Raw genomic sequence first — 24,915 nt, forward strand, 5'->3', positions numbered from 1 at the left:
CGCACGCCGCGCCTTACTTGGCCGGCGCCGTCCCGCTGTTGGTGTCAGTCACGGGAGCACGAGCAGGCGCATTCATGCGCGCCAAGTCGTCGTCACTCACGTACTCGAACACCCGCACCACCTTGCGCACGCCGGTCACACCACGGGCAATGGCCGTTGCCCGCTTCGCTTCGCGTTGGCTGACGATACCCATCAGGTAAATCACCCCGCGCTCGGTCACGACCTTGAACGCACTGGCTGTCAGGTCCTTGGCATCGACCAAGCTGGCGCGCATTTTTCCGGTGATGAAGGTGTCGTTGGAGCGCTGCGTAAGGGGCGTGCTGGGCATCACCGCCAGCTCGTTCACGATGGAGCGCACATTCGCCACCTTGGCGACCCTTTGCGCAACCGCATCGCGCACTTCCTGCGTTGGCACTTCGCCGGTCAGCAGTACCTGGCGGTTGAAGCTGGTGACGTTGATATGCACCTTGTCACCATAGTCGCCAAAAATCTGGTTGGTGGCACGCAGTTCGATGCCCTCATCCTCCACCTGGGTGCCGGTGGTGCGACGGTCAATCGCCACCATTCCGCCCACTGCAGCACCGCCAAGAATCAGTGGTGCGGCGCAACCTGCCAGCGTGGCAGCAGCCAAAAGACTGACCAGGAGCCTGGTCGGATAGACAAATTTCATGAAATCTCCTGTTCACCAAACAATTGCTCATCTATGCCGTCGCACAAACAATTGAGCACCAAAGCATGGACCTCGCGAACGCGCGCTGCACGCTCATGCGGCACGCCGATTCCGATGTCGGTCTCCCGAAGCAGCCCACCGAGCGCGCCTGAAATGCGCCCGGTAAGCGCTATGACAATCATCTCGCGCTCATGCGCTGCCGAGACGGCTGCCAAGAGATTGGCGTCGTTCCCGGCAATACACAGCAACAACAAGACGTCTCCGGCCTGACCGAGTGCGCGCACCTGTCGCGCAAACTGCTGGCTGGGGTCGGCGCTACCGGTCAGCAGCGAACCGTCCACGCTCAAGGCCAGCGCCGCCAGCTCAGGGCGGTTGCGCTCAAAACCCGCGACGCACGACGCAACAAACTGCTGGCCATCGCCCGCAGAAGCGCCGTTACCGCAGACGAGAATCTTCCCGCCGCTGGTCACACACACCAGCAACGCCTGCACGGCGTCGGAAACAGGCTTGCACAGCAATTGCGCCGCCTGGTATTTGAGGTCGGCGCTGTCAATAAAGTGCTGTTGGATGCGTTGCTCAAGCATAAAAATCTAATTGCGGCGCAGAGGCGCAGATCATAAACCTGCCGTGTTACAGCTTTTGTAGCAACACGTACATGCTGGCTTAGCCGACATCGAACGCCGCCTGCAACCACTCAATGCCCTCCTCGACCAGCACCACATCAAAACGGCAAGGGGGGAGCGTGCGCAAATGCATCAGGTAATGGCGCGCCGCAAACACGATCCGCCGCCGCTTGGTCGCTTGAATGCTGGCGCCGGCACCGCCAAACCTTGCCGTGCCACGGCGCCGCACTTCGACGAACACGACCGTGCCATCAGGGGCGCGCAGTATCAGGTCAATTTCGCCGCCGCCACGCCCTGGCGTCCGATAATTGCGCTCCAGGAGCTGCAGCCCGGCAGCTTGCAAGTGTGCGAGAGCCCAGTCTTCAGCCTCGTTGCCATGCTCACGCGTGGTCTTGGCGGTCGGTGCGAGGCGCACCGCCTTTTGAAAGAATCCCATTGAGCGCCTCTTTCGCTTCTGCCCTGCGCGCCGCCAGCGACGCTGCATCGGCTCAGCATTATCCCCAAGGCACCTTGTATGTGGTCGCCACGCCGATTGGCAATTTGGCCGATATCAGCTTGCGCGCCTTGCACGTGCTGCAACTGGCAGACAGCATCGCCTGCGAGGACACGCGGCACACGCAAGGCTTGCTGCGCAGCTACGGCATTGAGAAAACCGGCGCCCAGCTGCTGGCGCTGCACCAGCACAACGAGCAGGAGGGTGCCCAAACTGTGATTGCGCGCTTGCAGCAGGGACAGCGTGTGGCCTATGTCAGCGACGCTGGAACGCCAGCCATCAGCGACCCTGGCGCCCGCCTGGTCGCTGCGGTGCAGGCTGCCGGGCTGCGCGCCGTGCCCCTGCCCGGCGCCAGCAGCATTACCACCGCGCTGAGTGCTGCCGGCGCCGTGGCACACAGTGGCGGACAAGACGGTTTTGTGTTTGCCGGGTTCCTGCCCGCCAAGAGCGCCGAACGCGCCACCCTGATTGCGCAGCAACTGGCCCATGAGGCCCGCTGCGTGGTGCTGCTGGAGGCCCCCCACCGCATCGGCGAACTGGCCCAGGCCCTGGCGGTATTGGGCCAACGCCCGGTGACATTGGCGCGCGAACTCACCAAACAGTTTGAAGAAATCACCACCCAGCCCGCACAGGCGCTGACGGCATGGCTGGAGGGCTCACACCAGCGCTCCCGAGGTGAGTTTGTAGTCCTGCTGCACCCCACCGCAGTGGCCAGCGACGACGGCAAAAACCTGCAGGTGCTGCGCCTGCTGCTGCAGGAGCTTCCCCTCAAGACCGCCGTGCGCCTGGCGGCCGAGATTACGGGGGCATCGCGCAATACGCTGTACGACACGGCCCTGCAATGGAAACGTGACGGTGCCACGCCAGACGGCGAGGCGAGCTGAATTTCATCAAAAATAGCCTCTAGCGCTTTGTTCATAAGCGCTAACAGCTATCTATTTAGTAGTGTTTCGCGCCCTTGAGCCACCCGCGCCGCTCGTTCACCGCCGCCATCACCGGACGGTTGCAAGGTTCTTCAGCCCGAAACCGCCAAACCCGCTGCCACGCCACCAAACAGGTCACCCTCGACCTGCGGCGTGTCAGGGAACGCAGATTTCAAGGCTTGGCGCAGTGGCCGCAAGGCCGAAGAGCCGCCCGTGAGGTAGATGGCGTCCAGGCCCTGCGGACCCAATCCAGCCAGTTGCACACATTCACGGGCGCAGGCCACCACCTGTTGAAGCGGCTGTGCCAGGCAATGCCCCAGCCCCTGGGCCGTGACCGCAGCACCGAGCCCCGGCTCGATCCAATCCAGCGGCATGGGCGCATCGGCACCGTCCATGGAGGCGGCAATCTTGGCCAGCTCCACCGTATTGGCCATGCGGTGCCCCAGGCGCTCGTTGAGCACCTGCATCAGCCGCCCATGCAGGCGCGCATCGGTGTAATCGGCTCGCAATTTCTGGGCATCACGCAGGGCACTGGGGGCGTACAGCCACTGGATCAGATGCCAGGTCGAGAGATCAAAGAATACGCTGCTTGGCACCTCGCGCCCGGTAGGTCCCAGATGGCGAAACCCCAGCAGCGGCATGAGCAGCTCCAGGCTGAGGCGGCGATCAAAGTCCGTGCCGCCTAGGTGCACCCCCGTGGTGGCCAATACATCGCGGCGGCGGTCGGTGTAGCGCATGCGTTCGGGTCCCAGACGCACCACCGTGAAATCAGACGTGCCACCGCCAATGTCCACAACCAGCACCAGGGACTCCCGCGTGATGCGCTGCTCATGGTCCAGCGCGGCTGCAATGGGCTCAAGCTGGAACGACACGTTCTCGAAACCTGCCGCCAGCGCCGCTTGGCGCAGTGCCTCTTCGGCCTGCCGGTCACGGGTGTCCTCGCCATCCACAAAATGCACCGGACGCCCCATCACCACCCTCCCAGGCATGCCTCCCAGCACTTCAAGGGACTTTTGCGCCAGCATGCGCAAAAACAGACCAATGATGTCTTGATAGCTCACCAAGCTGTTGTGCACCGCCGTTTTGTCTTGCAGCAAGGCACTGCCCAGCAGGCTTTTAAGCGAGCGCATCAACCGCCCTTCAGTGCCCGACAGATACTGCCCGACCGCATCGCGCCCAAAATGGGTACGGTGGTCTTCAGCATTGAAGAACAGCGCTGTTGGCAGCGTGTGGGCAGTGCCCTCCAAAGCGAGCATTCGCGCTGGCCCGCTGGCATGGCGCACGGCCATCGCCGAGTTGGAGGTACCGAAGTCAATCCCCAGGGTGGTTTCCTTCAAAAGAGGCATGAGAAGCGCAACGGTGTGTTGAATAAGTGAAATTGCCGCCGCATTCGGCAGCAAGGGCGCAGCAATAAGCAGGCCAGCTGCCACTCGCAAACCGAGCGGCTTTTGGCTGGCAATGCATCGCCCACTGCATGAAAAGCCGCGGTGTTGCCACGCCTATGAAAGCTCTAGCAACAAGATGCTGCCGCTGTATGCAGCCCATTGAGGCAATAAACAAGCTGTGAGCCAGCAATCTATCTGCCCATTGGTTTTTTAGAAACACGAGGGAAATGTAGAAACGCCCCAGAACCCTTTCGGGCGCTGGGGCGCATACTGACTGGTGGCCTGGGACGGAATCGAACCGCCGACACAAGGATTTTCAATCCTCTGCTCTACCGACTGAGCTACCGGGCCTAAGCCTTAAATTATAGCTTCGAAATCTTGACGCCTCCGCCATGTTCGGCAACTAATTGCGCTTCCCGCGCGCCAAATCCACGCCCAGTTGGCGCAGCTTGCGGTAGAGGTGGGTGCGCTCAAGTCCTGTCTTCTCCGCTACACGTGTCATGGAGCCGCCTTCGCGTGCAAGGTGAAATTCGAAATAGGCCTTTTCAAACCCATCGCGCGCTTCACGCAAGGGGCGGTCAAGATCAAAGCCTTGGTGTGCATGTGGGCCCGCATCCATCTCCATGCTTGCAGCAAGCTGCGGAACGGTGAGATCGGCACACGGTGCAGGTGCTGAAACGGTAGCGGCGGATACGACCGCCACCGATGGCGCTGTACGCGAGGCGTGCCTCGCCAATCCTTGCTCGACTGCCTTGAGCAGCTTTTGCAAGGTAATGGGCTTTTCCAGAAAAGCAAAAGCACCAATACGCGTCGCATCCACTGCCGTGTCAATGGTCGCGTGACCGCTCATCATGATGACGGGCATGGTCAGGAGGCCGGTCGCCGCCCACTCCTTGAGCAGTGAAACACCATCGGTGTCGGGCATCCAGATGTCGAGCAACACCAAGTCGTAGTCGTTGGCGTTGCGGGCAATGCGCGCCTGCGTTGCGTTTTCTGCCAGATCGACGCTGTGGCCTTCGTCATTCAGAATCTCGGAAAGAAGATCCCGAATGCCTAGCTCGTCGTCGACCACCAATAAGTTTGCCATGTGGGAAATGCCTTGAATCTGCAGCGTGCCAACCTCACGTCGCCGCCGTTTGCACAGTCGCAAATGATAGCGACACTTGCGCGCCACATATTCGCCCATCTTGTTCACGGTTGGCCAGCTTGATTGCTGCCCCGTGCTCGTCGGCAATTTTCTTGACAACGGCGAGTCCCAAGCCCGTTCCGCGTACCTTGGTTGTCACGTAGGGCTCAAACGCACGCTGGAGAATATGCGGCGGAAAACCGGCCCCTTGATCCAGCACCGCCAGCTGTACGCGCTTTGACTCTGCGGTAAAGGAAGTGGTCAGGAGGACTGCTCGCTCTGTCTGTGGGTCGGATGCCAGCATCTGCTCGGTTGCATCTTGCGCGTTTTGAACCAAATTGTGCAGTACCTGGCGCAATTGCTGCGCATCGCCCAGGATGGGCGGGCACTGCGGATCAAGCCTGGCATGGACCGGCACACGCACGTCACCGGGCTCATAGAGGTGCAGTACATCCCGCACCAGCGCATTGAGATCCAGCGCTTGCAGGTCTGCCGAGGGCAGGCGCGCATAGTCGCGAAACTCGTTCACCAGCCGCTTCATGGCCTCCACCTGCTGAACAATAGTTTTGACGGATTTGGCGAGCATGGCCTGATCAGACGCTGCCAGCTTGGGCAAGAGCTTCATCTCCATTCGTTCGGCCGATAGCTGAATGGGCGTCAGCGGGTTCTTGATCTCATGGGCCAATCGGCGCGCCACCTCGCCCCAGGCTTGTGCGCGCTGTGCGGAAACGATTTCGGTAATGTCCTCAAACACCAGCAACCTGGCGTTTTCTGGCATGCCGGCTCCCCTGGCGACGAGGCTCGTAGCGTGCTGCTGAGCGCCATCAGGCGAAGCGTGCAACTCGAAAGTTTGCTGCCAATGCGCCGGCCCCGCCCCGTCACGTTGCGACAGCCAGCTGTCAAACTGGCGCTGCACCGCCCGGTCAAACTCCACCAGTTCCGGCAGTTCCCCCAGCGTATGCCCCAGCACAGGCATCAAAGGCACATGCAGTATTCGCTCAGCTCCAGGGTTGAACGATTGCACACGCCCGGATGGATCCATCACGATCACCCCAGAAGTAAGGTTGTCGAGAATCGTCTGCAAACGCTCGCGCGCCGTGTCCACCGCCAGCATGCTGCTCTGCACTGCAGCACGTGCATCGGCGAGTTGCTGAGTCATCAAGGCGAAAGAACGCGTCAGGCCTCCCAGCTCGTCTCTGCCTTGAAGCGACGCCTTCGGACTAAGGTTGCCCTGGGCGACCTCGCGCACGCCTTCGGCCAACACCAGCAAGGGCCGCGCAAGCTGGTTGCCCAGGAGCACCGCCAGCAGCACTGCGCCAAACACCGCAAGAAACAGACTCAGGGTCAATGTGCCGATGTACATGCGACGCAGCCCCCCGCGGGCCAGGGAGCGCTCCTGGTATTCGCGATTCGCCTCCTGGACAGCCACCGCATTGCCCACCAGCACCGCCGGCAGGGGAAGCGTCACGTGCAGATAGCGCGGTTCGGCCGAAAACAGACCCAGGCTGGTGGTAGGGACCACGGCTATTGCGGTCACGTGGATGTTTTGCAAGGCCTGTGGTGTGGCATGGTCACCCAAGTCGTCCAGCCCTTCGATTTGCGACCAGGCCCCCTGCTGGCGGACCAGACGCAGCTGCTGTGCACTCGGTCGCTCGGCATCCAGGCGGAATCGCGACTGGCCAACGATCGACAGCAGAGTCCCTGAACTGCTCCACAGCGCAGCATCGCTGGCGCCCAACTGGTCGCGAATGCGCTCCAGCACCAGTCCAGCGGCAGCGTTGGGCACTTGCGCGAGCTGCACGGCAGCGGCACGGGTGCGCGAGGCCGCTTCGGTCGACTGCATTTCCAGCGTGGTGCGGGCCAGGCTCACGCCCGCATTGAGCGCACCTTCCACCTCGACGTCAAACCAGCTCTCAATGGAGCGCGAGACGAACTGGTACGACACGACATAGATCAGGCCCCCCGGCACCAACGCAACCAAGGCAAAGATGGCGGCAAGCTTCACCAACAGGCGGCTGCCGAACTTGCCACGGCGCAACCGCAGCGCGAGGCGCGCGACGATCCATGCCAGCAGGCCCAGGAACGCCACCGCCACCACGACATTGACGGCAAACAACCAGCTGTAATTGCGCTCGTATAGGGCGCGGTTGTTGGTGGAAAGTGTGAGCAGGAACATCAACACCAGGGCGATGGCGGCGGTGATGGCAACACCCACCCCAATCGCCCAGCGCGCTGCGCGCGATGGCTGAGTAGCACGCGAGCGAGGGGACAAGTCCACGCCGGTACTCATGGCGTGACCAGGGCGGGGGCCCGCTCGGTCCGTGCAATGGTCAGGTTCCAGCCAGATCGGCCGAGGGCACCAATTTGCAAGGGGCGCGGCAACTGCGACATATCCAATTGGAAGCGAAAGTGAACACGGTATGGGGTGCCTGCATCCAGCACCTGCGCGTCGGCAATATTCCAGTGTGCAATCCGCTGCATTGCGGCGAGCACATCGGAGAGCTGGTCATAGGATTGCCCCACCGACACGCCAAGACCAGACGTGCTGAACGGCGCCGAGGACACATTCAAGCGCCAGCGCTGGGTCAGCGGCTGGTAGCTCAGGCGCAAAAAGCGTTGCACTGAGGAAACCTTCTCGTCAGACCAGTACCAACGCGATCGCGTGACTTCGGCATCGGCCACAAAAGTCATGGGAATGCCCTGCTGCAACGCTTCCTGCACGAGCGAAGGCAAGCCGAACTCCATGGAAACGTTCAGGAAGAGGCCCTCCAGACTTCGCTCAACCTCCATATGCGCCACGGCTGGCGCGCCCTGCGCATGCGCGAGGGGCCCAAGCGCCGTAGCGGCAGCACACCACAGCAGCCAAACAAATGCTCGCAACAGACGGCTTGCACGCACGAGACGCAAATTAACGCTCCATTTTTTGTAGCAAGGCAAAGTAGAACCCATCCTGTCCCCCGTGCACATTGTCGGGGAGCCCGTTGCGACTGTCTGCCGCAGCAGGCAGGATATGGCCGGGCGAGGGCAACAGGCGCGCGTCGCTGTTGTGGGCAAGGAACAATTTAATCTGATCGTCACCCTCGGCGTGGAAGACGGAGCAAGTGCAATACAGCATGCGCCCACCCGGCTTGACGAGAGGCCAGAGCGCTTCAAGCAGCCGCGCCTGAACTTGGGCAAGCTGCGCAATATCAGATTCCCGGCGCAGCCAGCGGACATCGGGGTGGCGCCGCACGATACCTGACGCCGTACAGGGCGCATCCAGCAATATGGCATCGAAGGGCTCCCCCGCGCAACACTGCTGCCACCAATCCTGCGGTCTGGCGGCGTCGTGCGCCAGTACTTGCGCCTGCAGCCCGATACGGGACAAGTTCTGCTCGATGCGCTCGCAGCGGACTGGGTCTATATCGAGCGCGGTAACGCGGATTTGCGCGCTGGGTCCGGTGCACTCAAGCAAGTGTGCAGTTTTTCCTCCAGGCGCTGCACAGGCATCAAGCACCCGCAGCGGTGCACCGGGAGGGAAGCCTGCAAGCAGCAAGGGCGCGGCTCTCTGTGCCGATAGGTCTTGCACCGACACCACACCTTCTGGAAAACCGGGGAGGTGGTGCACGGGTACGGCGCGCTCAAGTACCACGGCATGAGGCGGCTGCGCAATCGCTCTCATATTGATAGCTTCAAGCGCTTTCATGTATTGCGCTAGTGTGGTTTTTCGCTCATTAATTCGAAGCACCATGGGTGCTTGGGAGTTGTTGGCAGCAAGCACGTTTTGCCAATCGTCCGGCCACTCCTTCTGCATGCGGGCAATCCACCAGCGCGGGTGGTTCCATCGTGCAATGGGGTCTGCTGCTACGGCAGCCTGCAAGGCATCGCGCTCGCGCAAAAATCGCCTCAAGCAGGCATTGATAAACGCGGCCTGCTTGCGTGTGGCGACATCACCTTTGGCAGCCTCCACTGCCTGGTTGACCAGCGTGAACCCTTCATAGGGCATGTCCTCGGGTGCCGCGGCCAGCGCGAGCGCTGTGCAGAGCAAAGCGTCGGCCGCTGGCGGTGGCGTGCGCGGTGCAAGTCGACTGCGCAGCGCCTCTGCCAGTCCCAAGTGGCGCAGCACGTGGTACAGGAGGGCCTGCGCGCCTGGACGCAAGCCAGGCGCGGCGCCGTCAAGCGCTACGGCGCCAGAACGCCCTTTGCGTATTTGGAGCAGGCCGCTTGCAGCAAGCTGCAGCAGCGCACTCAGGCTGCCCGAGCGCGTACCGGCAGCGGGGGTCTGATCCGAATCGGTCGTCGCCGATGGCTTCATGGTGTTTCCTTCAACCTGCAAATTGGCTAGTGTCGTGAGTTGGAAGTAGGTTGAAAAAGTGAAAGTTGTCGAAATCGTCGTCAGGCAAGGCGCAAACCACAGCGATAGCCGGAGCTATCGCGAGGATTTGCAACGCGGCATGGCGGCGATTCTCGGCAGCTTTCTGAAACGAACTTCCAACTCACGACACTAGGATGCAAAGCGTCATCGGCGCGGATACCCATCAGCAGGGCCGACTTGCCATGAAAAAATCCCGGCCTGTCCATTCAGGGCAGGCCGGGATCGAAGTTTGACACGGCAAGGGTGAGAACCCCCACCGCGACCGACAGTTAGTCAGCAGCTGCTGCGTCGTCGCCAGCGCCCTCGACCGATTCGGTCTCGGTAGCACCGGCCATTTCCTCAGCTTCCGCTTCGGCGATGGCTCGGCGCTCTGCATCATCCATAGCGTCCTTCACCTTGCGCGCCTGGTGGTAGGCCATGCCAGTACCGGCTGGAATCAGGCGGCCGACAATGACGTTTTCCTTCAGACCACGCAGTTCGTCGCGCTTGCCCATGATGGCCGCTTCGGTCAGCACGCGCGTCGTTTCCTGGAACGACGCTGCCGAGATGAACGAGTCGGTGGACAGCGATGCCTTGGTGATACCCAGCAGCAGGTTGGTGTACGTCGCCGGCAGCTTGTCCTGAGCCTGCAACGCCTCATTGGTGTTGAGGATCTCCGAACGCTCGACCTGTTCGCCGGCGATGTAGTTCGAATCGCCAGAATTCTCGACCACGACGCGGCGCAGCATCTGGCGCACGATCACTTCAATGTGTTTATCGTTGATCTTCACGCCCTGCAAACGGTACACGTCCTGCACTTCATCAACGATGTAGCGCGAGAGCTCTTCAATGCCCAGCAGACGCAGGATGTCTTGCGGATCGGCCGGGCCGTCAACGATGGACTCACCCTTGTTCACCACCTGGCCTTCGTGCACCAGGATGTTCTTTTCCTTGGGGATAAGCTCTTCCCAGACCTTGCCTTCCGGATCGGTGATCTGCAGGCGGATCTTGCCCTTGGTTTCCTTGCCGAACGAGACAGTACCCGTGGCTTCAGCCAGCGTGCCCTTGTCCTTGGGCGTACGCGCCTCGAACAGTTCGGCCACGCGCGGCAGACCGCCGGTAATGTCGCGTGTCTTCTGGCCTTCGATAGGAATCCGGGCCAGCACTTCGCCAGGGCCCACATCCATACCGTCGCGCACCTGGATCAGTGCCCCGATCTGGAAGCCAATGGTCACCGAGTGATCCGTTCCAGGAATCTTGACCTCGTTGCCCGTGGCATCGATCAGCTTGACCTGGGGCTTGACCACCTTGGCCGAGCCGCGGCGCTTGGGGTCGATCACGACCAATGTCGACAGGCCGGTGACATCGTCCACCTGCTTGGCCACGGTCAGGCCTTCCTCGACATTCTCGAACTGCGCCTTGCCGGCGAACTCGGTAATGATGGGGCGGGTCAGCGGATCCCAGTTGGCCAGAATCAAGCCTGCCTTGACCTGCTGGTCTGCTTTCACGGCAAGCGTCGCGCCGTACGGCACTTTGTGGCGCTCGCGCTCGCGACCATGCTCATCGTGGATCGTGATTTCGCCAGAGCGGGAAATCACCACCAACTCACCCTTCGAGTTGGTCACATAGCGCATGGTGGCGTTGAAGCCAATGACGCCATTGGACTTGGCTTGCACACTGGCCGCAATGGCCGCACGGGAAGCGGCGCCGCCGATGTGGAACGTCCGCATGGTGAGCTGCGTACCAGGTTCACCGATGGACTGTGCGGCAATCACGCCAACCGCTTCGCCAAGGTTGATGAGACCCCCACGGCCCAGGTCGCGGCCGTAGCAGGATGCGCACAGGCCAAAGCGTGTCTCGCAGGTCAGCGCCGTGCGCACCTTGACTTCATCGACGCCTGCAGCTTCCAGCTCTTCGATCAGGTCTTCTTCCAGCATCTGGCCAGCGACTGCCAGCACTGCACGGGTTTCCGGATGCAGCACATCCTCGGCAACAGTGCGGCCGAGTACGCGGTCACGCAGCGATTCGATGACCTCGCCGCCCTCGACAATGGCTCGCATGAAGGCGCCGTTGGAGGTACCGCAGTCCTCTTCGGTAACCACCAGATCCTGCGTCACATCGACCAGTCGGCGCGTGAGATAGCCAGAGTTGGCGGTCTTCAATGCCGTATCAGCCAGGCCTTTTCGAGCGCCGTGGGTCGAGATGAAGTACTGAAGCACGTTCAGGCCTTCACGGAAATTCGCCGTGATAGGGGTCTCGATGATGGAACCATCGGGCTTGGCCATCAGGCCGCGCATACCGGCAAGCTGGCGAATCTGGGCGGCAGAACCGCGCGCGCCCGAATCGGCCATCATGTAGATGGAGTTGAATGACTCCTGATCCACTTCATTGCCATGGCGGTCGATGGTCTTTTGCTTGGCCAGCTGCTGCATCATGACCTTGGAGACTTCGTCACCGGCCTTGCCCCAGATGTCCACCACCTTGTTGTAGCGCTCACCCGAGGTCACCAGACCCGAGACGTACTGCTGCTCGATCTCCTTAACCTCTTTTTCCGCTGCCTCAATGATGCCGGCCTTCTGAGGCGGCACCAGCATGTCTTCGATCGCAATCGAGATGCCGGCGCGCGTCGCCAAGCGGAAGCCGTTTTGCAGCAGCTTGTCGGCAAACACCACTGTTTCCTTCAGGCCACATTTGCGGAAGGACACGTTGATCAGCTTGGAGATTTCCTTCTTCTTGAGCGCCTTGTTCATGTTCGAAAACGGCAGCCCCTTGGGCAGAATTTCCGACAGCAAGGCACGGCCTGCGGTGGTTTCCACAATGCTGGTGCTGGGCTCGAACTCGCCCGTGGTCTTGTTCTTGACCCATTCGGTCATGCGCACATTGATCTTCGCCGCGAGTTCCACCTCACGCGCGTCCAATGCGCGCTGAACTTCACCAACGTTGGCAAAAATAAGTCCTTCGCCCTTGCCATTGATGCGCTCGCGCGTAGCGTAGTACAGGCCGAGCACCACGTCTTGCGACGGCACGATGGAGGGTTCACCCGAAGCGGGGAACAGCACGTTGTTGGACGCCAACATCAATGTGCGTGCCTCCATCTGTGCTTCCACGGACAACGGAATGTGCACCGCCATCTGGTCGCCGTCAAAGTCGGCGTTAAAGGCTGCGCAAACAAGGGGATGCAGCTGAATGGCCTTGCCTTCGATCAGGATGGGCTCGAACGCCTGAATGCCCAGCCGGTGCAGCGTAGGTGCACGGTTGAGCATGACCGGGTGCTCTTTGATCACCTCTTCCAGGATGTCCCAGACCACCGGCGTGCCGGATTCGACTTCCTTCTTGGCCGCCTTGATCGTCGTCGCAATACCCATGGCTTCAAGGCGCGAGAAGATAAAGGGCTTGAACAGCTCCAGCGCCATCAGCTTCGGTAACCCGCACTGGTGCAACTTGAGTGTCGGGCCGACCACGATGACCGACCGGCCCGAGTAGTCCACGCGCTTGCCCAGCAAGTTTTGGCGGAAGCGGCCGCTCTTGCCCTTGATCATGTCAGCAAGCGACTTCAGGGCGCGTTTATTGGCGCCCGTCATGGCCTTGCCACGGCGGCCGTTGTCCAGCAACGAGTCCACGGCTTCCTGCAGCATGCGCTTCTCGTTGCGCGCAATGATTTCAGGGGCCTTGAGTTCCAGCAAGCGGCGCAGACGGCTGTTGCGGTTGATGACGCGGCGGTACAGGTCGTTCAGGTCGGACGTGGCGAAGCGGCCACCATCGAGTGGCACCAACGGACGTAGGTCCGGCGGCAGCACGGGCAGCACTTCCAGCACCATCCATTCGGGCTTGATGCCCGACTTCTTGAACGCCTCAAGCACTTTCAGGCGCTTGGCGTTCTTCTTGACCTTGACTTCGGAACCGGTCAGGTCACCACGCAGGCGCTCAATCTCGGAGTCGATCTCGATCGATTCCAGCAGGTCGCGGATGCCTTCAGCACCCATCTTGGCGACGAATTCATCGCCGTATTCCTTGCGCTTCGCGTCGTGGTCATCCTCAGACATGATGTCGCGCTTTTTCAACGGCGTCATACCGGGATCGGTGATCACATAGGCTTCAAAGTACAGCACGCGCTCAATATCGCGCAGCGTCATGTCGAGCACCAGGCCCAGACGCGACGGCAACGACTTCAGGAACCAAATGTGGGCGCACGGAGCGGCCAGGTCGATGTGGCCCATGCGCTCACGGCGCACCTTGGTCTGCGTGACTTCAACGCCGCACTTCTCGCAGATGACACCGCGGTGCTTGAGGCGCTTGTACTTGCCGCACAGGCATTCGTAGTCCTTGATCGGACCAAAAATCTTGGCACAGAACAGACCGTCGCGCTCAGGCTTGAAGGTGCGGTAGTTAATGGTCTCGGGCTTCTTCACCTCGCCGAAAGACCAGGAACGGATCTTCTCGGGCGAGGCCATGCCGACGCGAATGGCATCGAAATGCTCGTCGGGCGTGAATTGCTTGAACAGGTCGAGTAGGGATTTCATATGACTCTTTCCTTAAACGGTTGGGACGGGCCGGCGCATACGCTGCGCATTCGGCCCGCACGACAGGAGCTTGGCGTTCAGGAGCGTTCCAGTTCCATGTCGAGGCCCAGCGAGCGGATTTCCTTGACCAGCACGTTGAACGATTCGGGCATGCCCGCTTCAATGGTGTGCTCACCCTTGACGATGCTCTCGTACACCTTGGTACGGCCTTGGACGTCGTCGGATTTCACCGTCAGCATTTCCTGCAGCACGTAGGCAGCGCCATAGGCTTCCAGCGCCCACACTTCCATTTCGCCGAAACGCTGGCCGCCGAACTGCGCCTTGCCGCCGAGCGGCTGCTGCGTCACCAGCGAGTACGGCCCGGTCGAGCGTGCGTGCATCTTGTCGTCCACCAGATGGTGCAGCTTGAGGTAGTGCATGTAACCCACCGTAGTGAAGCGCTCGAACGCCTCGCCCGTGCGGCCGTCGTACAGCTGCGCCTGGGTGCGTGTTGCTGTCAGACCCTTCTCTTTCGCGATCTCTTCGGGATACGCGAGTTTCAGCATGTCGAGGATTTCCTGCTCGGTCGCCCCATCAAACACAGGAGTGGCAAATGGGACGCCGCTCGTCAATTCCTGCGCCATGGCACGGATCTCGTCGTCCGACATCTTCTCCAGGTCTTCTTTGCGACCGGCACTGTTGTAGACCTTGTCAAGGAATTGCCGAATCTTTACCGTAGCCGCCTCCCGCTGCAGCATGTCACCAATACGCTGGCCGATGCCCTTGCCAGCCCAGCCCAGATGCACTTCCAGCACCTGCCCGATGTTCATGCGCGAAGGAACGCCCAGTGGGTTGAGCACGATGTCGCAAGGCGTGCCATCCGCCATGTGCGGCATGTCTTCCACTGGGGTGATCTTCGAGACCACACCCTTGTTACCGTGGCGACCGGCCATCTTGTCCCCCGGCTGCAGACGACGTTTGACAGCCAGGTACACCTTCACCATCTTCAGCACGCCAGCGGGCAATTCGTCGCCTTGCGTGAGCTTCTTGCGCTTTTCTTCAAACAAAAGGTCAAAGCTGTGACGCGTCTGCTCAAGCGAATTCTTGATGCTCTCCAACTGGCTCGCCACGTCGTCTTCGGCGGGGCGAATATCGAACCAGTGGAAGCGGTCGAGCGCATCGAGATACGCCTTGTCGATCTTGCTGCCCTTGGCGAGCTTTTGCGGGCCGCCATTGGCAACGCGACCAATCAGCAGTTTTTCCAGACGCGCAAAGGCGTCGTCGCTCACGATGCGCAGTTGGTCGTTCAAGTCGAGACGGAAACGCTTGAGCTCATCATCAATGATTTGCTGGGCACGTTTGTCGCGCTGAATGCCTTCGCGCGTGAACACTTGGACGTCAATGACCACGCCCTGCGAGCCTTGATCCACACGCAGCGACGTATCTTTTACGTCCGATGCCTTTTCGCCAAAGATGGCGCGAAGCAGCTTTTCTTCCGGTGTCAGCGTGGTTTCACCCTTGGGCGTGACCTTGCCCACCAGCGTATCGCCAGGCATGACTTCGGCACCCACATAGATGATGCCGGATTCGTCCAGACGGTTGAGCTGCTGCTCAGAGAGGTTAGGAATATCGCGCGTGATTTCCTCGGCCCCTAGCTTGGTGTCGCGCGCCATGACCACGAGCTCCTCGATGTGAATCGAGGTGTAGCGGTCTTCGGCGACGACGCGTTCACTGATCAAAATAGAGTCTTCGAAGTTGTAGCCGTTCCAGGGCATGAAGGCGATCAGCATGTTCTGACCGATGGCGATCTCACCCAGATCGGTCGAGGCACCATCCGCGATCACGTCACCCTTGGTCAGCTTGTCGCCCTTTTTGACGATGGGTCGCTGGTGGATGTTCGTATTCTGGTTGGAGCGCTGGTACTTGATGAGGTTGTAGATGTCCACACCCACTTCACCTGCGGCCGCCTCAGCGTCGTTCACGCGAATCACGATGCGGGTTGCATCTACGTAGTCCACTACGCCACCGCGGGTCGCAGTAACCACAGTGCCGGAGTCCACCGCGGCCACGCGCTCAATGCCAGTGCCCACCATGGGTTTTTCTGGACGCAGCACAGGCACGGCCTGGCGCGACATGTTGGCGCCCATGAGTGCGCGGTTGGCGTCGTCATGCTCCAGGAACGGAACGAGCGACGCGGCCACCGACACGATCTGCGCGGGCGACACGTCCATGTACTGCACACGCTCTGCGCCGACCAGAATTGACTCGCCTTTTTCGCGAGCAGACACCAAGTCGCCGGTCAAACGGCCATCGTCGCTCAGGGTCGCGTTGGCTTGTGCAATGATGTACTTGCCTTCTTCAATCGCCGACAGGTAATCGATTTCATTGGTCACCTTGGCGTCGATCACGCGGCGGTACGGCGTTTCGATGAAACCGTATTCGTTCAGACGCGCATACAGAGCAAGCGAGTTGATCAGGCCAATGTTCGGGCCTTCAGGCGTTTCGATAGGACACACGCGGCCGTAGTGGGTGACGTGCACGTCGCGCACTTCAAAGCCTGCACGCTCGCGCGTCAGACCGCCCGGGCCGAGAGCCGACACGCGGCGCTTGTGGGTGATTTCGGCCAGCGGATTGGTCTGGTCCATGAATTGCGAGAGCTGCGAAGCACCGAAGAACTCCTTGAGAGCCGCAGAAATCGGCTTGGAGTTGATCAGATCGTGCGGCATGAGCGGGTCCTGCTCGGCCTGGCCCAGACGCTCCTTCACCGCCTTCTCGATGCGCGCCAGACCGGTACGGTACTGGTTCTCGGCCAACTCGCCGACACAACGCACACGCCGGTTGCCCAGGTGGTCGATGTCGTCCACTTCGCCATTGCCGTTGCGTAGATCCACCAGAATCTTGACCACGGAGAGGATGTCCTCGTTGGTCAGAACCATGGGGCCGGTCGACTCATCGCGGCCAATCTTGGCGTTGAACTTCATGCGCCCGACGCGCGAAAGATCGTAGGTGTCAGGGTTGTAGAACAAGCGCTGGAACAGTGCCTGCACGGCATCTTCGGTCGGCGGCTCGCCGGGGCGCATCATGCGGTAGATGGCAACACGGGCAGCGAACTCGTCAACGGTCTCATCAATGCGCAGGGTCTGCGAGATGTACGCGCCTTGATCGAGTTCGTTGGTGTAGATGCACTGCAATTCCTGCACACCCGAGGAACGCAGCTTCTTAAGCAGTGCTTCGGTGATCTCTTCGTTGGCCTTGGCCAGGATCTCACCAGTATCGGGATCGACGATCGCGCGAGCGATCACGCGACCGATGAGAAAGTCCTCGGGCACACTGATGTGCGTGGTCTTGCTCTCTTCGAGTTCACGGGTATGACGGGCAGTCACGCGCTTGTCTTTGGCGACGACTACCTTTCCAGACTTGTCCGTAATGTCGAAACGTGCCACTTCGCCGCGCAGGCGCTCGGGCACGAATTCCATCTGTGCCCCGCTGTCCATCAAGCGGAAGTTGTCGTTGACAAAGAAGTTTGCCAAGATCGATTCGGGGTTCAGGCCAATGGCCTTGAGCAGAATCGTGACTGGCATCTTGCGCCGACGGTCCACGCGGAAATAAAGAATGTCTTTGGGGTCGAACTCGAAGTCGAGCCAGGAACCGCGGTAAGGAATGATGCGCGCCGAGAAAAGCAATTTGCCCGAGCTGTGCGTTTTTCCCTTGTCGTGCTCGAAAAACACGCCAGGCGAGCGGTGCAACTGCGAGACGATGACACGCTCGGTACCGTTGATGATGAACGAGCCCTTGTCGGTCATGAGCGGAACTTCGCCCATATAGACCTCTTGCTCTTTCACTTCCTTGACCACCTTGGATTGGGGCGTAGAAGACTCACGGTCGTAAATGATGAGTTGCACCTTGGCACGGACGGCCGACGCAAAGGTCAGGCCACGTGTCTGGCACTCGCGCACATCAAAGGCGGGCTTAGCCAAGTTGTATTCGAGGAATTTCATTTCCACGAAACCGTTGTGCGAGACAATCGGAAAGGCCGCGTTGAAAGCCGCTTGCAAGCCTTCTATCGAACGCTTCTTTGGCGATACATTCGCTTGAAGGAACGCGGTATACGCGTCTTTCTGCATCTGCAGCAGGTAGGGAACCTCGAGCACGCTGTCGCGGCTGCCGAAACTTTTGCGGATTCGCTTGCGTTCGGTAAAGGAATAGGCCATGAGATCTCCGGGAAAAGACTTGAGTCCTGGGTCTGCGACGTAGGACCTGCAGCGCGCGGCACTGCAGGCTTGGCGGTTGGCCACTACCAACCATGGCGGACAGCGATGCGTTGCACATCGCCCGAACCAAGGCGTCTTCTGCTGTCGGGTTCGTCAGAAGACACTAAAAAACAACGGCGCCGTTGTTTTTTGGTGCACTCTGCCTGGCGCCCAGAAGCGCCAAAAGGCTGAGGGCTCCTTTCGGAGCACCCCAGCCCATGAGAGGGCGAGCTTACTTGAGCTCGGCCTTGGCGCCAGCGTCTTCCAGCTTCTTCTTGGCGGCTTCGGCGTCGGCCTTGGCCATGCCTTCCTTGACTGCCTTGGGAGCGCCGTCGACCACGTCCTTGGCTTCTTTCAGGCCCAGGCCCGTAATTTCGCGCACGGCCTTGATGACGGACACCTTGTTGGCGCCGGCTTCGAGCAGCATCACGTTGAATTCGGTCTGTTCTTCGGCAGCAGCAGCACCAGCACCAGCACCGCCCGCAGCAGGGGCCGCCATTGCGGCGGCGCTCACGCCAAACTTCTCTTCAATGGCTTTCACCAGCTCATTGAGTTCCAGGACCGTCATGCCGTCAAGCGCGGTCAAAAATGCGTCTTTATCGAATGCCATTTTGATTTCCTAACAATTGGTTGGTTGAACGACTGCGGGGCTTCAGGCCGCCACAGCTTCGCTCTCGCCTTTTTTCGCCGCCAGCGCGCCCAGCACCACTGCGGTACGGGAAATTGGCGACATCAACAGCCCACACACCTGCGCCAACAACACTTCCCGCGAAGGAATGTTGGCGAGTTGCTTCACGCCATTCACGTCCAGGGCCTTGCCACCGAATGCGCCGCCGCGAATGACCAACTTGTCGTTGGTTTTCGCGAAGTCGGCCACCACTTTCGCGGCAGCCACGGCGTCTTCGGAGAAGCCATAGATCAGCGGACCGGTCATCTGGTCGGCAACCACGTCAAAGCTGCTTCCGGCAACAGCGCGGCGGGCCAGGGTGTTCTTGAGAACACTCAGGCTAACGCCTTTGCTGCGCGCATCGGAACGCAACTTGGTCATGTCGGCGACCGTGATGCCGCGGTATTCCGCAAGCACAAGCGTTTGAGCTTTTGCGGCGAGGTCGGTCACTTCACTGATGACCGCTTCTTTCTCACTGCGATTAAGACTCAAGGTCTACTCCTTAAAAAGTGCCACTCAGCCGAAAGGCCAAACAGCACACTCTGGTTGCAGCGACCAACTGTTCAGGTTCAAACCCTATGCAGCGGGATCGCCATCTGCGCTGGCCCCTAAGGGATTTAAGTGCACCTTTGCACGCCAGCGGTCTTGGATGGCCTGCGTGCATGGAAATGCACGCAGCCCACCGGTTCAGACAGGCATTCAGCCCACCTGGACATTTCTTCAGACCGCGATCGATTGCGTATCGACGCGGACACCCACGCCCATCGTGGAAGAGACCGCCACCTTGCGCAAGTACAGCCCTTTGCTGGTCGCGGGCTTGGCCTTGGCCAGCGCGTCGATCAGAGCGGCCAAGTTACCTTGCAACTTGTCATCGTCAAACGAACGGCGGCCAATGGTGCTGTGCACGATGCCTGCTTTGTCCACACGGAACTGGACCTGGCCGGCCTTGGCGTTCTTCACGGCGGTTGCCACATCGGGAGTGACGGTACCCACCTTCGGGTTGGGCATCAGCCCGCGTGGGCCCAGAATCTGACCGAGGGTACCAACGACGCGCATCGCATCGGGGGCAGCAATGACGACGTCAAAAGGCATATCACCCGCCTTGACCATGGCAGCCAGATCGTCCATACCGACGATGTCGGCTCCGGCGGCCTTCGCCTCTTCGGCCTTGGCGCCTTGGGCAAACACTGCGACCCGCGTCGTTTTGCCGGTACCGTTTGGCAGGACGACAGCGCCACGGACCACTTGGTCAGACTTCTTCGCGTCGACACCGAGTTGCACGGCCACATCGATGGACTCATCAAATTTTGCCGTAGCACCCACTTTGACCAGACTCAACGCCTCTGCCAAAGGATATAGACGGGTGCTGTCGATCTTGCCCTGGAGAGCTTTTTGCTTTTTCGTGAGCTTGGCCATTTACACGCCCTCCACGGTCACACCCATCGAACGGGCAGAGCCAGCAATGGTACGAACTGCTGCGTCAAGATCGGCAGCGTTCATGTCTTTCATTTTGGTCTTGGCGATTTCTTCGAGCTGCGCGCGCGTGATCTTGCCAACCTTGGTGCTCAGCGGATTGGCAGAACCCTTGTCGAGCTTAATGGCCTTCTTGATCAAAACCGTTGCGGGCGGCGTCTTGATGATGAAGGTAAAGCTCTTGTCCGCAAAAGCGGTAATGACCACCGGCAGAGGCAGGCCAGGCTCGACACCTTGGGTCTGCGCATTGAATGCCTTGCAGAACTCCATAATGTTGAGGCCGCGCTGACCCAGTGCTGGACCAATCGGTGGTGAGGGATTGGCCTTACCAGCTGGTACTTGCAGCTTGATAAAACCGACGATTTTCTTCGCCATGGTTTACTCCTTGCGGGTGCATGCGCCGTGGTCTGCTGTGCAGACTTGGCTCCCCGGGGTTTACAGCTCTCGATAAACAATTGCACCGAGCCGAAAAGTGCAACCGCGCCAATACCAATTTAGGTCTTTTCGACTTGACCAAATTCCAATTCCACTGGGGTGGAGCGCCCAAAAATCATCACGGAGACGCGCAGACGATTCTTCTCGTAATTGACGTCTTCCACCGATCCGTTGAAATCGGTAAAAGGCCCCTCCTTCACGCGAACCAGTTCGCCCACCATGAATTCCGTCTTGTGCCGGGGTTTTTCGGTGCCCTCTTGCATCTGACTGACGATTTTTTGCACCTCGGCTTCAGAAATGGGAGCTGGCCGATTCTTGGCGCCCCCGACGAAACCGGTCACCTTGTTGGTGTGCTTTACCAGGTGCCAGGACTCGTCATCCATGATCATCTCGACAAACACATACCCAGGAAACAGGCGCCGCTCCGTGGTTTTCCGCTGTCCGCTCTTCATTTCCACCACTTCTTCAGTCGGCACCAATACACGACCAAATTTGGCATGCATACCGGCGCGGGCGATGCGCTCGGCAATGTTTCGCTCAACAGCTTTTTCCATGCCGGAGTAGGCGTGCACGATGTACCAGCGAAGCTCGGGATTGCCAGCATCGGCGGTTCCCAAGGCACTCACACCTTCCATATCGGCCGAAACTGTCATTACTTCCTCCAACCCAGAATCAGGTCATAAAAAACCCATTCGAGCGTCTTGTCGGTCAACCAAAGAAACAATGCCATCACCACGACGAAACCGAATACATACATAGTCATCTGGACGGCTTCCTTGCGGGTCGGCCAAACGACCTTCTTGACTTCCCGATAGGAATCTCGGCAAAAAGCAATGAATCGCTTCCCGCTCTCGGAAACCAGAAAAACCCCAACCGCCAACACCAGTCCACCAAGGAGCACGCTCCATTGGACCATGGCCCCTTGCTTGGCAAGAAAATAAAACCCCGCCAAAGCAGCCAGCAACAACACAACAGACAAGGCCAGCTTAGCCTTGTCAACACCAGTACTGACAGTTTCTATTTGTGAAGTGGCCATGCCATTTTTCCTATCAAACCCAGCATCGCCTAAGACGCCGAAGCCCGCCATTGTGTAGCGGGCTTTGAATACCACCGTATCAGGTGGCAGGGGCAGTAGGAATCGAACCTACAACCTTCGGTTTTGGAGACCGACGCTCTGCCAATTGAGCTATACCCCTAAGTTGCTTTAAGCAATGATCTTGGCAACAACGCCCGCGCCGACGGTGCGGCCGCCTTCGCGGATAGCAAAGCGCAGACCTTCTTCCATGGCGATGGGGTTGATCAGCTTGACCGTGATCGACACGTTGTCGCCAGGCATGACCATTTCCTTGTCGGCAGGCAACTCGATCGCGCCCGTCACGTCCGTCGTGCGGAAGTAAAACTGGGGGCGGTAGTTGTTGAAGAACGGCGTATGGCGGCCGCCTTCGTCCTTGGACAGGACGTACACCTCAGCGGTGAAGTGCGTGTGCGGCTTGATCGAGCCGGGTTTGCACAGCACTTGGCCGCGTTCGACGTCTTCGCGCTTGGTGCCGCGCAGCAGCAGGCCGACGTTGTCGCCAGCTTGGCCTTGGTCGAGCAACTTGCGGAACATTTCCACGCCGGTGCAGGTGGTCTTGGCGGTGTCCTTGATGCCGACGATTTCGATTTCTTCGCCGACCTTGATGACGCCGCGCTCGATACGGCCCGTGACCACGGTGCCACGACCGGAGATGGAGAACACGTCTTCCACGGGCATCAGGAAGGCGCCGTCCACGGCACGCTCAGGCGTGGGGATGTAGGTGTCCAGGGCTTCAGCGAGCTTCATGATGGCCTGCTCGCCCAGAGGGCCCTTGTCGCCTTCCAGGGCGAGCTTGGCGGAGCCGCGAATGATCGGGGTGTCGTCGCCAGGGAAATCGTATTTGTCGAGGAGTTCGCGCACTTCCATTTCGACGAGTTCGAGGAGTTCCTCGTCGTCGACCATGTCGCACTTGTTCAGGAACACGATGATGTAGGGCACGCCGACCTGGCGGGCCAGCAGGATGTGCTCGCGCGTCTGGGGCATTGGGCCGTCAGCGGCCGAGCACACGAGGATGGCGCCGTCCATCTGGGCGGCACCGGTGATCATGTTCTTCACATAGTCGGCGTGGCCAGGGCAGTCCACGTGGGCGTAGTGGCGATTCTGCGTTTCGTATTCCACGTGAGCCGTGTTGATCGTGATGCCGCGGGCCTTTTCTTCCGGAGCCGCGTCGATCTGGTCGTAGGCCTTGGCTTCACCGCCGAACTTGGCGGACAGCACGGTGGCAATCGCCGCCGTCAGCGTCGTCTTGCCGTGGTCCACGTGGCCGATCGTGCCGACGTTGACGTGCGGCTTGGTACGTTCGAATTTTCCTTTTGCCATTTTTCCGACTCCGAAAAAAATCTACAACAAAACAAGAGGACATCGGCGCACCAACCGCAACCGCATCCAGAAATCAAGTGGTGCCCATGGCGGGAATCGGACCCGCGACCTCTCCCTTACCAAGGGAGTGCTCTGCCACTGAGCCACATGGGCAACTAACACAAATACATAACCAACAAAATCATGGAGCGGGAGACGGGAATCGAACCCGCGTCATTAGCTTGGAAGGCTAGGGTTCTACCATTGAACTACTCCCGCGATAGCAACCCTGACCATCCGGCAAGACAGCAACCGAAAACAGGACCCTGCTTCATGATCACAGTTGGTGGAGGAGGCTGGATTCGAACCAGCGTAGGCGTACGCCAACAGATTTACAGTCTGCCCCCTTTAGCCACTCGGGCACTCCTCCACGCAGTCTTAAATTATAGCCTTTTTTCGAACTCCCGATCAAGCATGCCCATTTGATGAAAAAAATGGTTCAGGAAAAACGCCTCTCTGCGAAGACGGCGTCAACGAGATACGCCCACTCTGGCAAGCGCTAGAAAACGCTGGTGCGGCTGGCGGGGATCGAACCCACGACCCTTGGCTTCGGAGGCCAATACTCTATCCACTGAGCTACAGCCGCGCTCGCTGCACCCGCCTGGGCGCAGCCGATGATTATCACACAGCCTGGCTCGCGTGACGTGCATGCCAGCGTGCAAGGCATCACGCACCTATAATTGGACGATCTAGATCAAGACCCGTTTGGCCACTTTGAGGAAGAAATGAGCGAGCAACACTCCACACAAGCCCACACGGGGCCCATCAAGAATCCCAAGCAGTTGCTGGTCGCCGTGCTGCTCGGCTTTGTCGCCCCTGTGTTCACGATCATTGCACTCGCGATGTTCGTCAGCTCGGCAGATGTTCCTTCGGCAGGATCCGCCAATCCGGAGCGGGCCATCGCATTGCGCATCCAAAAGGTGGGGTCGGTCGAAATTCGCGATGCCAATCGCCCGTTGAAAACGGGCGAAGAGGTATTCAAGGCACAGTGCTCCGCCTGCCACGCAACGGGTGCTGCGGGCTCTCCGAAGTTCCAGGATACCGCCGCCTGGGCGCCACGCATCAAGACTGGCTATGAAGCGCTGTTGCATTCGGCGCTTACTGGTAAAGGCGCCATGTCGCCGCAAGGTGGTGGCAATTTCAGCGATACGGAAGTTGGCAGAGCTGTGGTGTACATGGCCAATGCTGCGGGTGCGAAGTTTGCCGAGCCTGCGGACGCCAAGGGTGCCGCACCCGCCAGCAGTGCAGGCGCAGCGGCGCCCGCTGCTGCCACGCCACAGGCAGACACTGCCGGCACACCTCCTGCGACCGCAGATTCAAACGCGGCTGCCGCCAAGCCCGTCGTCGCTTCTGCAAGTGGTGCAGGGGAAGCGCTTTACAAGCAAACCTGCCAGGCCTGCCACGCGACGGGTGCGGCAGGTTCTCCCAAGTTTGGTGACAAGGCCGCCTGGGCGCCCCGCTTGCAGACCGGCATTGAGGCGCTCTATCACAGTGCGATCAACGGCAAAGGGGCCATGCCCCCGCGCGGCGGCTCCAGTGCATCGGACGCGGATGTTCATGCTGCCGTGGATTTCATGACCGCGGCAGCGAAATAGACGCTTGCT

19 protein-coding genes and 6 tRNA genes are annotated in these 24,915 nt (G+C 60.0%); 2 read left to right on the forward strand and 23 right to left on the reverse strand.

Features of this window, described 5'->3' with window-relative positions; translation table 11 throughout:
* Window positions 1-13 precede the first annotated feature (13 nt).
* From AC07ZH_RS05320 to AC07ZH_RS05330, 3 genes are all read right to left on the reverse strand, one after another.
* Window positions 14-670 (reverse strand): BON domain-containing protein, encoded by a 657-nt coding sequence (locus AC07ZH_RS05320; RefSeq protein ID WP_119110036.1) that lies wholly within the window; start codon window positions 668-670, stop codon window positions 14-16.
* Window positions 667-1,254 carry an SIS domain-containing protein gene (locus AC07ZH_RS05325; RefSeq protein WP_119110035.1) on the reverse strand — a complete coding sequence of 196 codons (588 nt, stop codon included), beginning with the start codon at window positions 1,252-1,254 and terminating at the stop codon, window positions 667-669. Before AC07ZH_RS05325 ends, AC07ZH_RS05320 begins: the two co-directional genes overlap by 4 nt.
* Before the next feature lie 79 nt (window positions 1,255-1,333).
* Entirely contained in the window at window positions 1,334-1,729 is a 396-nt protein-coding gene (locus AC07ZH_RS05330) for a YraN family protein (RefSeq protein ID WP_495198869.1), read from the reverse strand.
* On the opposite strand from AC07ZH_RS05330, the gene rsmI reads away from it, so the two are divergent.
* The gene (gene rsmI, locus AC07ZH_RS05335) at window positions 1,729-2,670 is read left to right on the forward strand and encodes a 16S rRNA (cytidine(1402)-2'-O)-methyltransferase (RefSeq protein WP_495198870.1); all 942 of its coding nucleotides are present in this window, start codon (window positions 1,729-1,731) and stop codon (window positions 2,668-2,670) included. The genes AC07ZH_RS05330 and rsmI overlap by 1 nt on opposite strands.
* Before the next feature lie 131 nt (window positions 2,671-2,801).
* Here the strand turns inward: rsmI and AC07ZH_RS05340 are convergent, their stop codons facing one another.
* The 20 genes from AC07ZH_RS05340 to AC07ZH_RS05435 form a co-directional block, all read right to left on the reverse strand.
* Window positions 2,802-4,055, reverse strand: a complete 1,254-nt coding sequence (locus AC07ZH_RS05340) for an Hsp70 family protein (protein ID WP_495198871.1) — start codon at window positions 4,053-4,055, stop codon at window positions 2,802-2,804.
* A gap of 314 nt (window positions 4,056-4,369) precedes the next feature.
* Window positions 4,370-4,445: transfer RNA gene (locus AC07ZH_RS05345), tRNA-Phe, on the reverse strand.
* Between the two features lie 52 nt (window positions 4,446-4,497).
* Complete coding sequence (locus tag AC07ZH_RS05350) at window positions 4,498-5,181, reverse strand: response regulator (RefSeq protein ID WP_119110031.1); 684 nt, start codon at window positions 5,179-5,181, stop codon at window positions 4,498-4,500.
* Between the two features lie 34 nt (window positions 5,182-5,215).
* Window positions 5,216-7,510, reverse strand: coding sequence for a sensor histidine kinase (locus AC07ZH_RS05355; RefSeq protein ID WP_495198872.1), 2,295 nt, complete (start codon window positions 7,508-7,510; stop codon window positions 5,216-5,218).
* Window positions 7,507-8,010, reverse strand: a complete 504-nt coding sequence (locus AC07ZH_RS05360) for a DUF4390 domain-containing protein (protein WP_495198951.1) — start codon at window positions 8,008-8,010, stop codon at window positions 7,507-7,509. Before AC07ZH_RS05360 ends, AC07ZH_RS05355 begins: the two co-directional genes overlap by 4 nt.
* A 118-nt stretch (window positions 8,011-8,128) precedes the next feature.
* Window positions 8,129-9,514, reverse strand: a complete 1,386-nt coding sequence (gene rsmB, locus AC07ZH_RS05365) for a 16S rRNA (cytosine(967)-C(5))-methyltransferase RsmB (protein ID WP_495198873.1) — start codon at window positions 9,512-9,514, stop codon at window positions 8,129-8,131.
* A 329-nt stretch (window positions 9,515-9,843) separates the two neighbouring features.
* Entirely contained in the window at window positions 9,844-14,073 is a 4,230-nt protein-coding gene (gene rpoC / locus AC07ZH_RS05370; protein WP_495198874.1) for a DNA-directed RNA polymerase subunit beta', read from the reverse strand.
* A gap of 77 nt (window positions 14,074-14,150) precedes the next feature.
* Window positions 14,151-18,263, reverse strand: a complete 4,113-nt coding sequence (rpoB, locus tag AC07ZH_RS05375) for a DNA-directed RNA polymerase subunit beta (RefSeq protein WP_495198875.1) — start codon at window positions 18,261-18,263, stop codon at window positions 14,151-14,153.
* Window positions 18,264-18,534: 271 nt separating this feature from the next.
* Window positions 18,535-18,912: a 50S ribosomal protein L7/L12 gene (gene rplL / locus AC07ZH_RS05380; RefSeq protein ID WP_119110026.1), complete on the reverse strand. Its 378-nt coding sequence runs from the start codon at window positions 18,910-18,912 to the stop codon at window positions 18,535-18,537.
* A 42-nt stretch (window positions 18,913-18,954) separates the two neighbouring features.
* Window positions 18,955-19,461 (reverse strand): 50S ribosomal protein L10, encoded by a 507-nt coding sequence (rplJ, locus tag AC07ZH_RS05385; RefSeq protein ID WP_495198876.1) that lies wholly within the window; start codon window positions 19,459-19,461, stop codon window positions 18,955-18,957.
* Window positions 19,462-19,689: 228 nt separating this feature from the next.
* Complete coding sequence (rplA, locus tag AC07ZH_RS05390; RefSeq protein WP_495198877.1) at window positions 19,690-20,385, reverse strand: 50S ribosomal protein L1; 696 nt, start codon at window positions 20,383-20,385, stop codon at window positions 19,690-19,692.
* A complete protein-coding gene (gene rplK, locus AC07ZH_RS05395) occupies window positions 20,386-20,817 on the reverse strand; it encodes a 50S ribosomal protein L11 (protein WP_119110023.1) in 432 nt (143 codons plus the stop codon).
* Window positions 20,818-20,936: 119 nt separating this feature from the next.
* Window positions 20,937-21,530: a transcription termination/antitermination protein NusG gene (gene nusG, locus AC07ZH_RS05400; RefSeq protein WP_119110022.1), complete on the reverse strand. Its 594-nt coding sequence runs from the start codon at window positions 21,528-21,530 to the stop codon at window positions 20,937-20,939.
* The gene (gene secE / locus AC07ZH_RS05405) at window positions 21,530-21,913 is read right to left on the reverse strand and encodes a preprotein translocase subunit SecE (protein WP_119110151.1); all 384 of its coding nucleotides are present in this window, start codon (window positions 21,911-21,913) and stop codon (window positions 21,530-21,532) included. The genes nusG and secE overlap by 1 nt, the downstream gene beginning before the upstream one ends.
* Before the next feature lie 84 nt (window positions 21,914-21,997).
* A tRNA-Trp gene (locus AC07ZH_RS05410) sits at window positions 21,998-22,073 on the reverse strand.
* Between the two features lie 8 nt (window positions 22,074-22,081).
* Window positions 22,082-23,272 (reverse strand): elongation factor Tu, encoded by a 1,191-nt coding sequence (tuf, locus tag AC07ZH_RS05415; RefSeq protein ID WP_119110021.1) that lies wholly within the window; start codon window positions 23,270-23,272, stop codon window positions 22,082-22,084.
* A gap of 78 nt (window positions 23,273-23,350) precedes the next feature.
* Window positions 23,351-23,425: transfer RNA gene (locus tag AC07ZH_RS05420), tRNA-Thr, on the reverse strand.
* Window positions 23,426-23,456: 31 nt separating this feature from the next.
* Window positions 23,457-23,530: transfer RNA gene (locus tag AC07ZH_RS05425), tRNA-Gly, on the reverse strand.
* Between the two features lie 65 nt (window positions 23,531-23,595).
* A tRNA-Tyr gene (locus AC07ZH_RS05430) sits at window positions 23,596-23,681 on the reverse strand.
* A gap of 140 nt (window positions 23,682-23,821) precedes the next feature.
* Window positions 23,822-23,897: transfer RNA gene (locus tag AC07ZH_RS05435), tRNA-Arg, on the reverse strand.
* Between the two features lie 139 nt (window positions 23,898-24,036).
* Here AC07ZH_RS05435 and AC07ZH_RS05440 point away from each other — a divergent pair.
* Window positions 24,037-24,906, forward strand: coding sequence for a c-type cytochrome (locus AC07ZH_RS05440; protein WP_495198878.1), 870 nt, complete (start codon window positions 24,037-24,039; stop codon window positions 24,904-24,906).
* Window positions 24,907-24,915: the final 9 nt, after the last annotated feature.

Source organism: Simplicispira sp. GW247-4R2A (assembly GCF_059424465.1).

Bases quoted from the DNA above. Each gene is read 5' to 3' on its own strand.
- tuf (WP_119110021.1), bottom strand. From the start codon at position 23,272: ATGGCAAAAGGAAAATTCGAACGTACCAAGCCGCACGTCAACGTCGGC.
- rpoC (WP_495198874.1), bottom strand. From the start codon at position 14,073: ATGAAATCCCTACTCGACCTGTTCAAGCAATTCACGCCCGACGAGCAT.
- AC07ZH_RS05340 (WP_495198871.1), bottom strand. From the start codon at position 4,055: ATGCCTCTTTTGAAGGAAACCACCCTGGGGATTGACTTCGGTACCTCC.
- AC07ZH_RS05350 (WP_119110031.1), bottom strand. From the start codon at position 5,181: ATGGCAAACTTATTGGTGGTCGACGACGAGCTAGGCATTCGGGATCTT.
- AC07ZH_RS05330 (WP_495198869.1), bottom strand. From the start codon at position 1,729: ATGGGATTCTTTCAAAAGGCGGTGCGCCTCGCACCGACCGCCAAGACC.
- rplA (WP_495198877.1), bottom strand. From the start codon at position 20,385: ATGGCCAAGCTCACGAAAAAGCAAAAAGCTCTCCAGGGCAAGATCGAC.
- rplL (WP_119110026.1), bottom strand. From the start codon at position 18,912: ATGGCATTCGATAAAGACGCATTTTTGACCGCGCTTGACGGCATGACG.
- AC07ZH_RS05440 (WP_495198878.1), top strand. From the start codon at position 24,037: ATGAGCGAGCAACACTCCACACAAGCCCACACGGGGCCCATCAAGAAT.
- AC07ZH_RS05355 (WP_495198872.1), bottom strand. From the start codon at position 7,510: ATGAGTACCGGCGTGGACTTGTCCCCTCGCTCGCGTGCTACTCAGCCA.
- rpoB (WP_495198875.1), bottom strand. From the start codon at position 18,263: ATGGCCTATTCCTTTACCGAACGCAAGCGAATCCGCAAAAGTTTCGGC.
- rplK (WP_119110023.1), bottom strand. From the start codon at position 20,817: ATGGCGAAGAAAATCGTCGGTTTTATCAAGCTGCAAGTACCAGCTGGT.
- AC07ZH_RS05325 (WP_119110035.1), bottom strand. From the start codon at position 1,254: ATGCTTGAGCAACGCATCCAACAGCACTTTATTGACAGCGCCGACCTC.
- secE (WP_119110151.1), bottom strand. From the start codon at position 21,913: ATGGCCACTTCACAAATAGAAACTGTCAGTACTGGTGTTGACAAGGCT.
- rsmB (WP_495198873.1), bottom strand. From the start codon at position 9,514: ATGAAGCCATCGGCGACGACCGATTCGGATCAGACCCCCGCTGCCGGT.
- AC07ZH_RS05360 (WP_495198951.1), bottom strand. From the start codon at position 8,010: ATGGAGGTTGAGCGAAGTCTGGAGGGCCTCTTCCTGAACGTTTCCATG.
- nusG (WP_119110022.1), bottom strand. From the start codon at position 21,530: ATGACAGTTTCGGCCGATATGGAAGGTGTGAGTGCCTTGGGAACCGCC.
- AC07ZH_RS05320 (WP_119110036.1), bottom strand. From the start codon at position 670: ATGAAATTTGTCTATCCGACCAGGCTCCTGGTCAGTCTTTTGGCTGCT.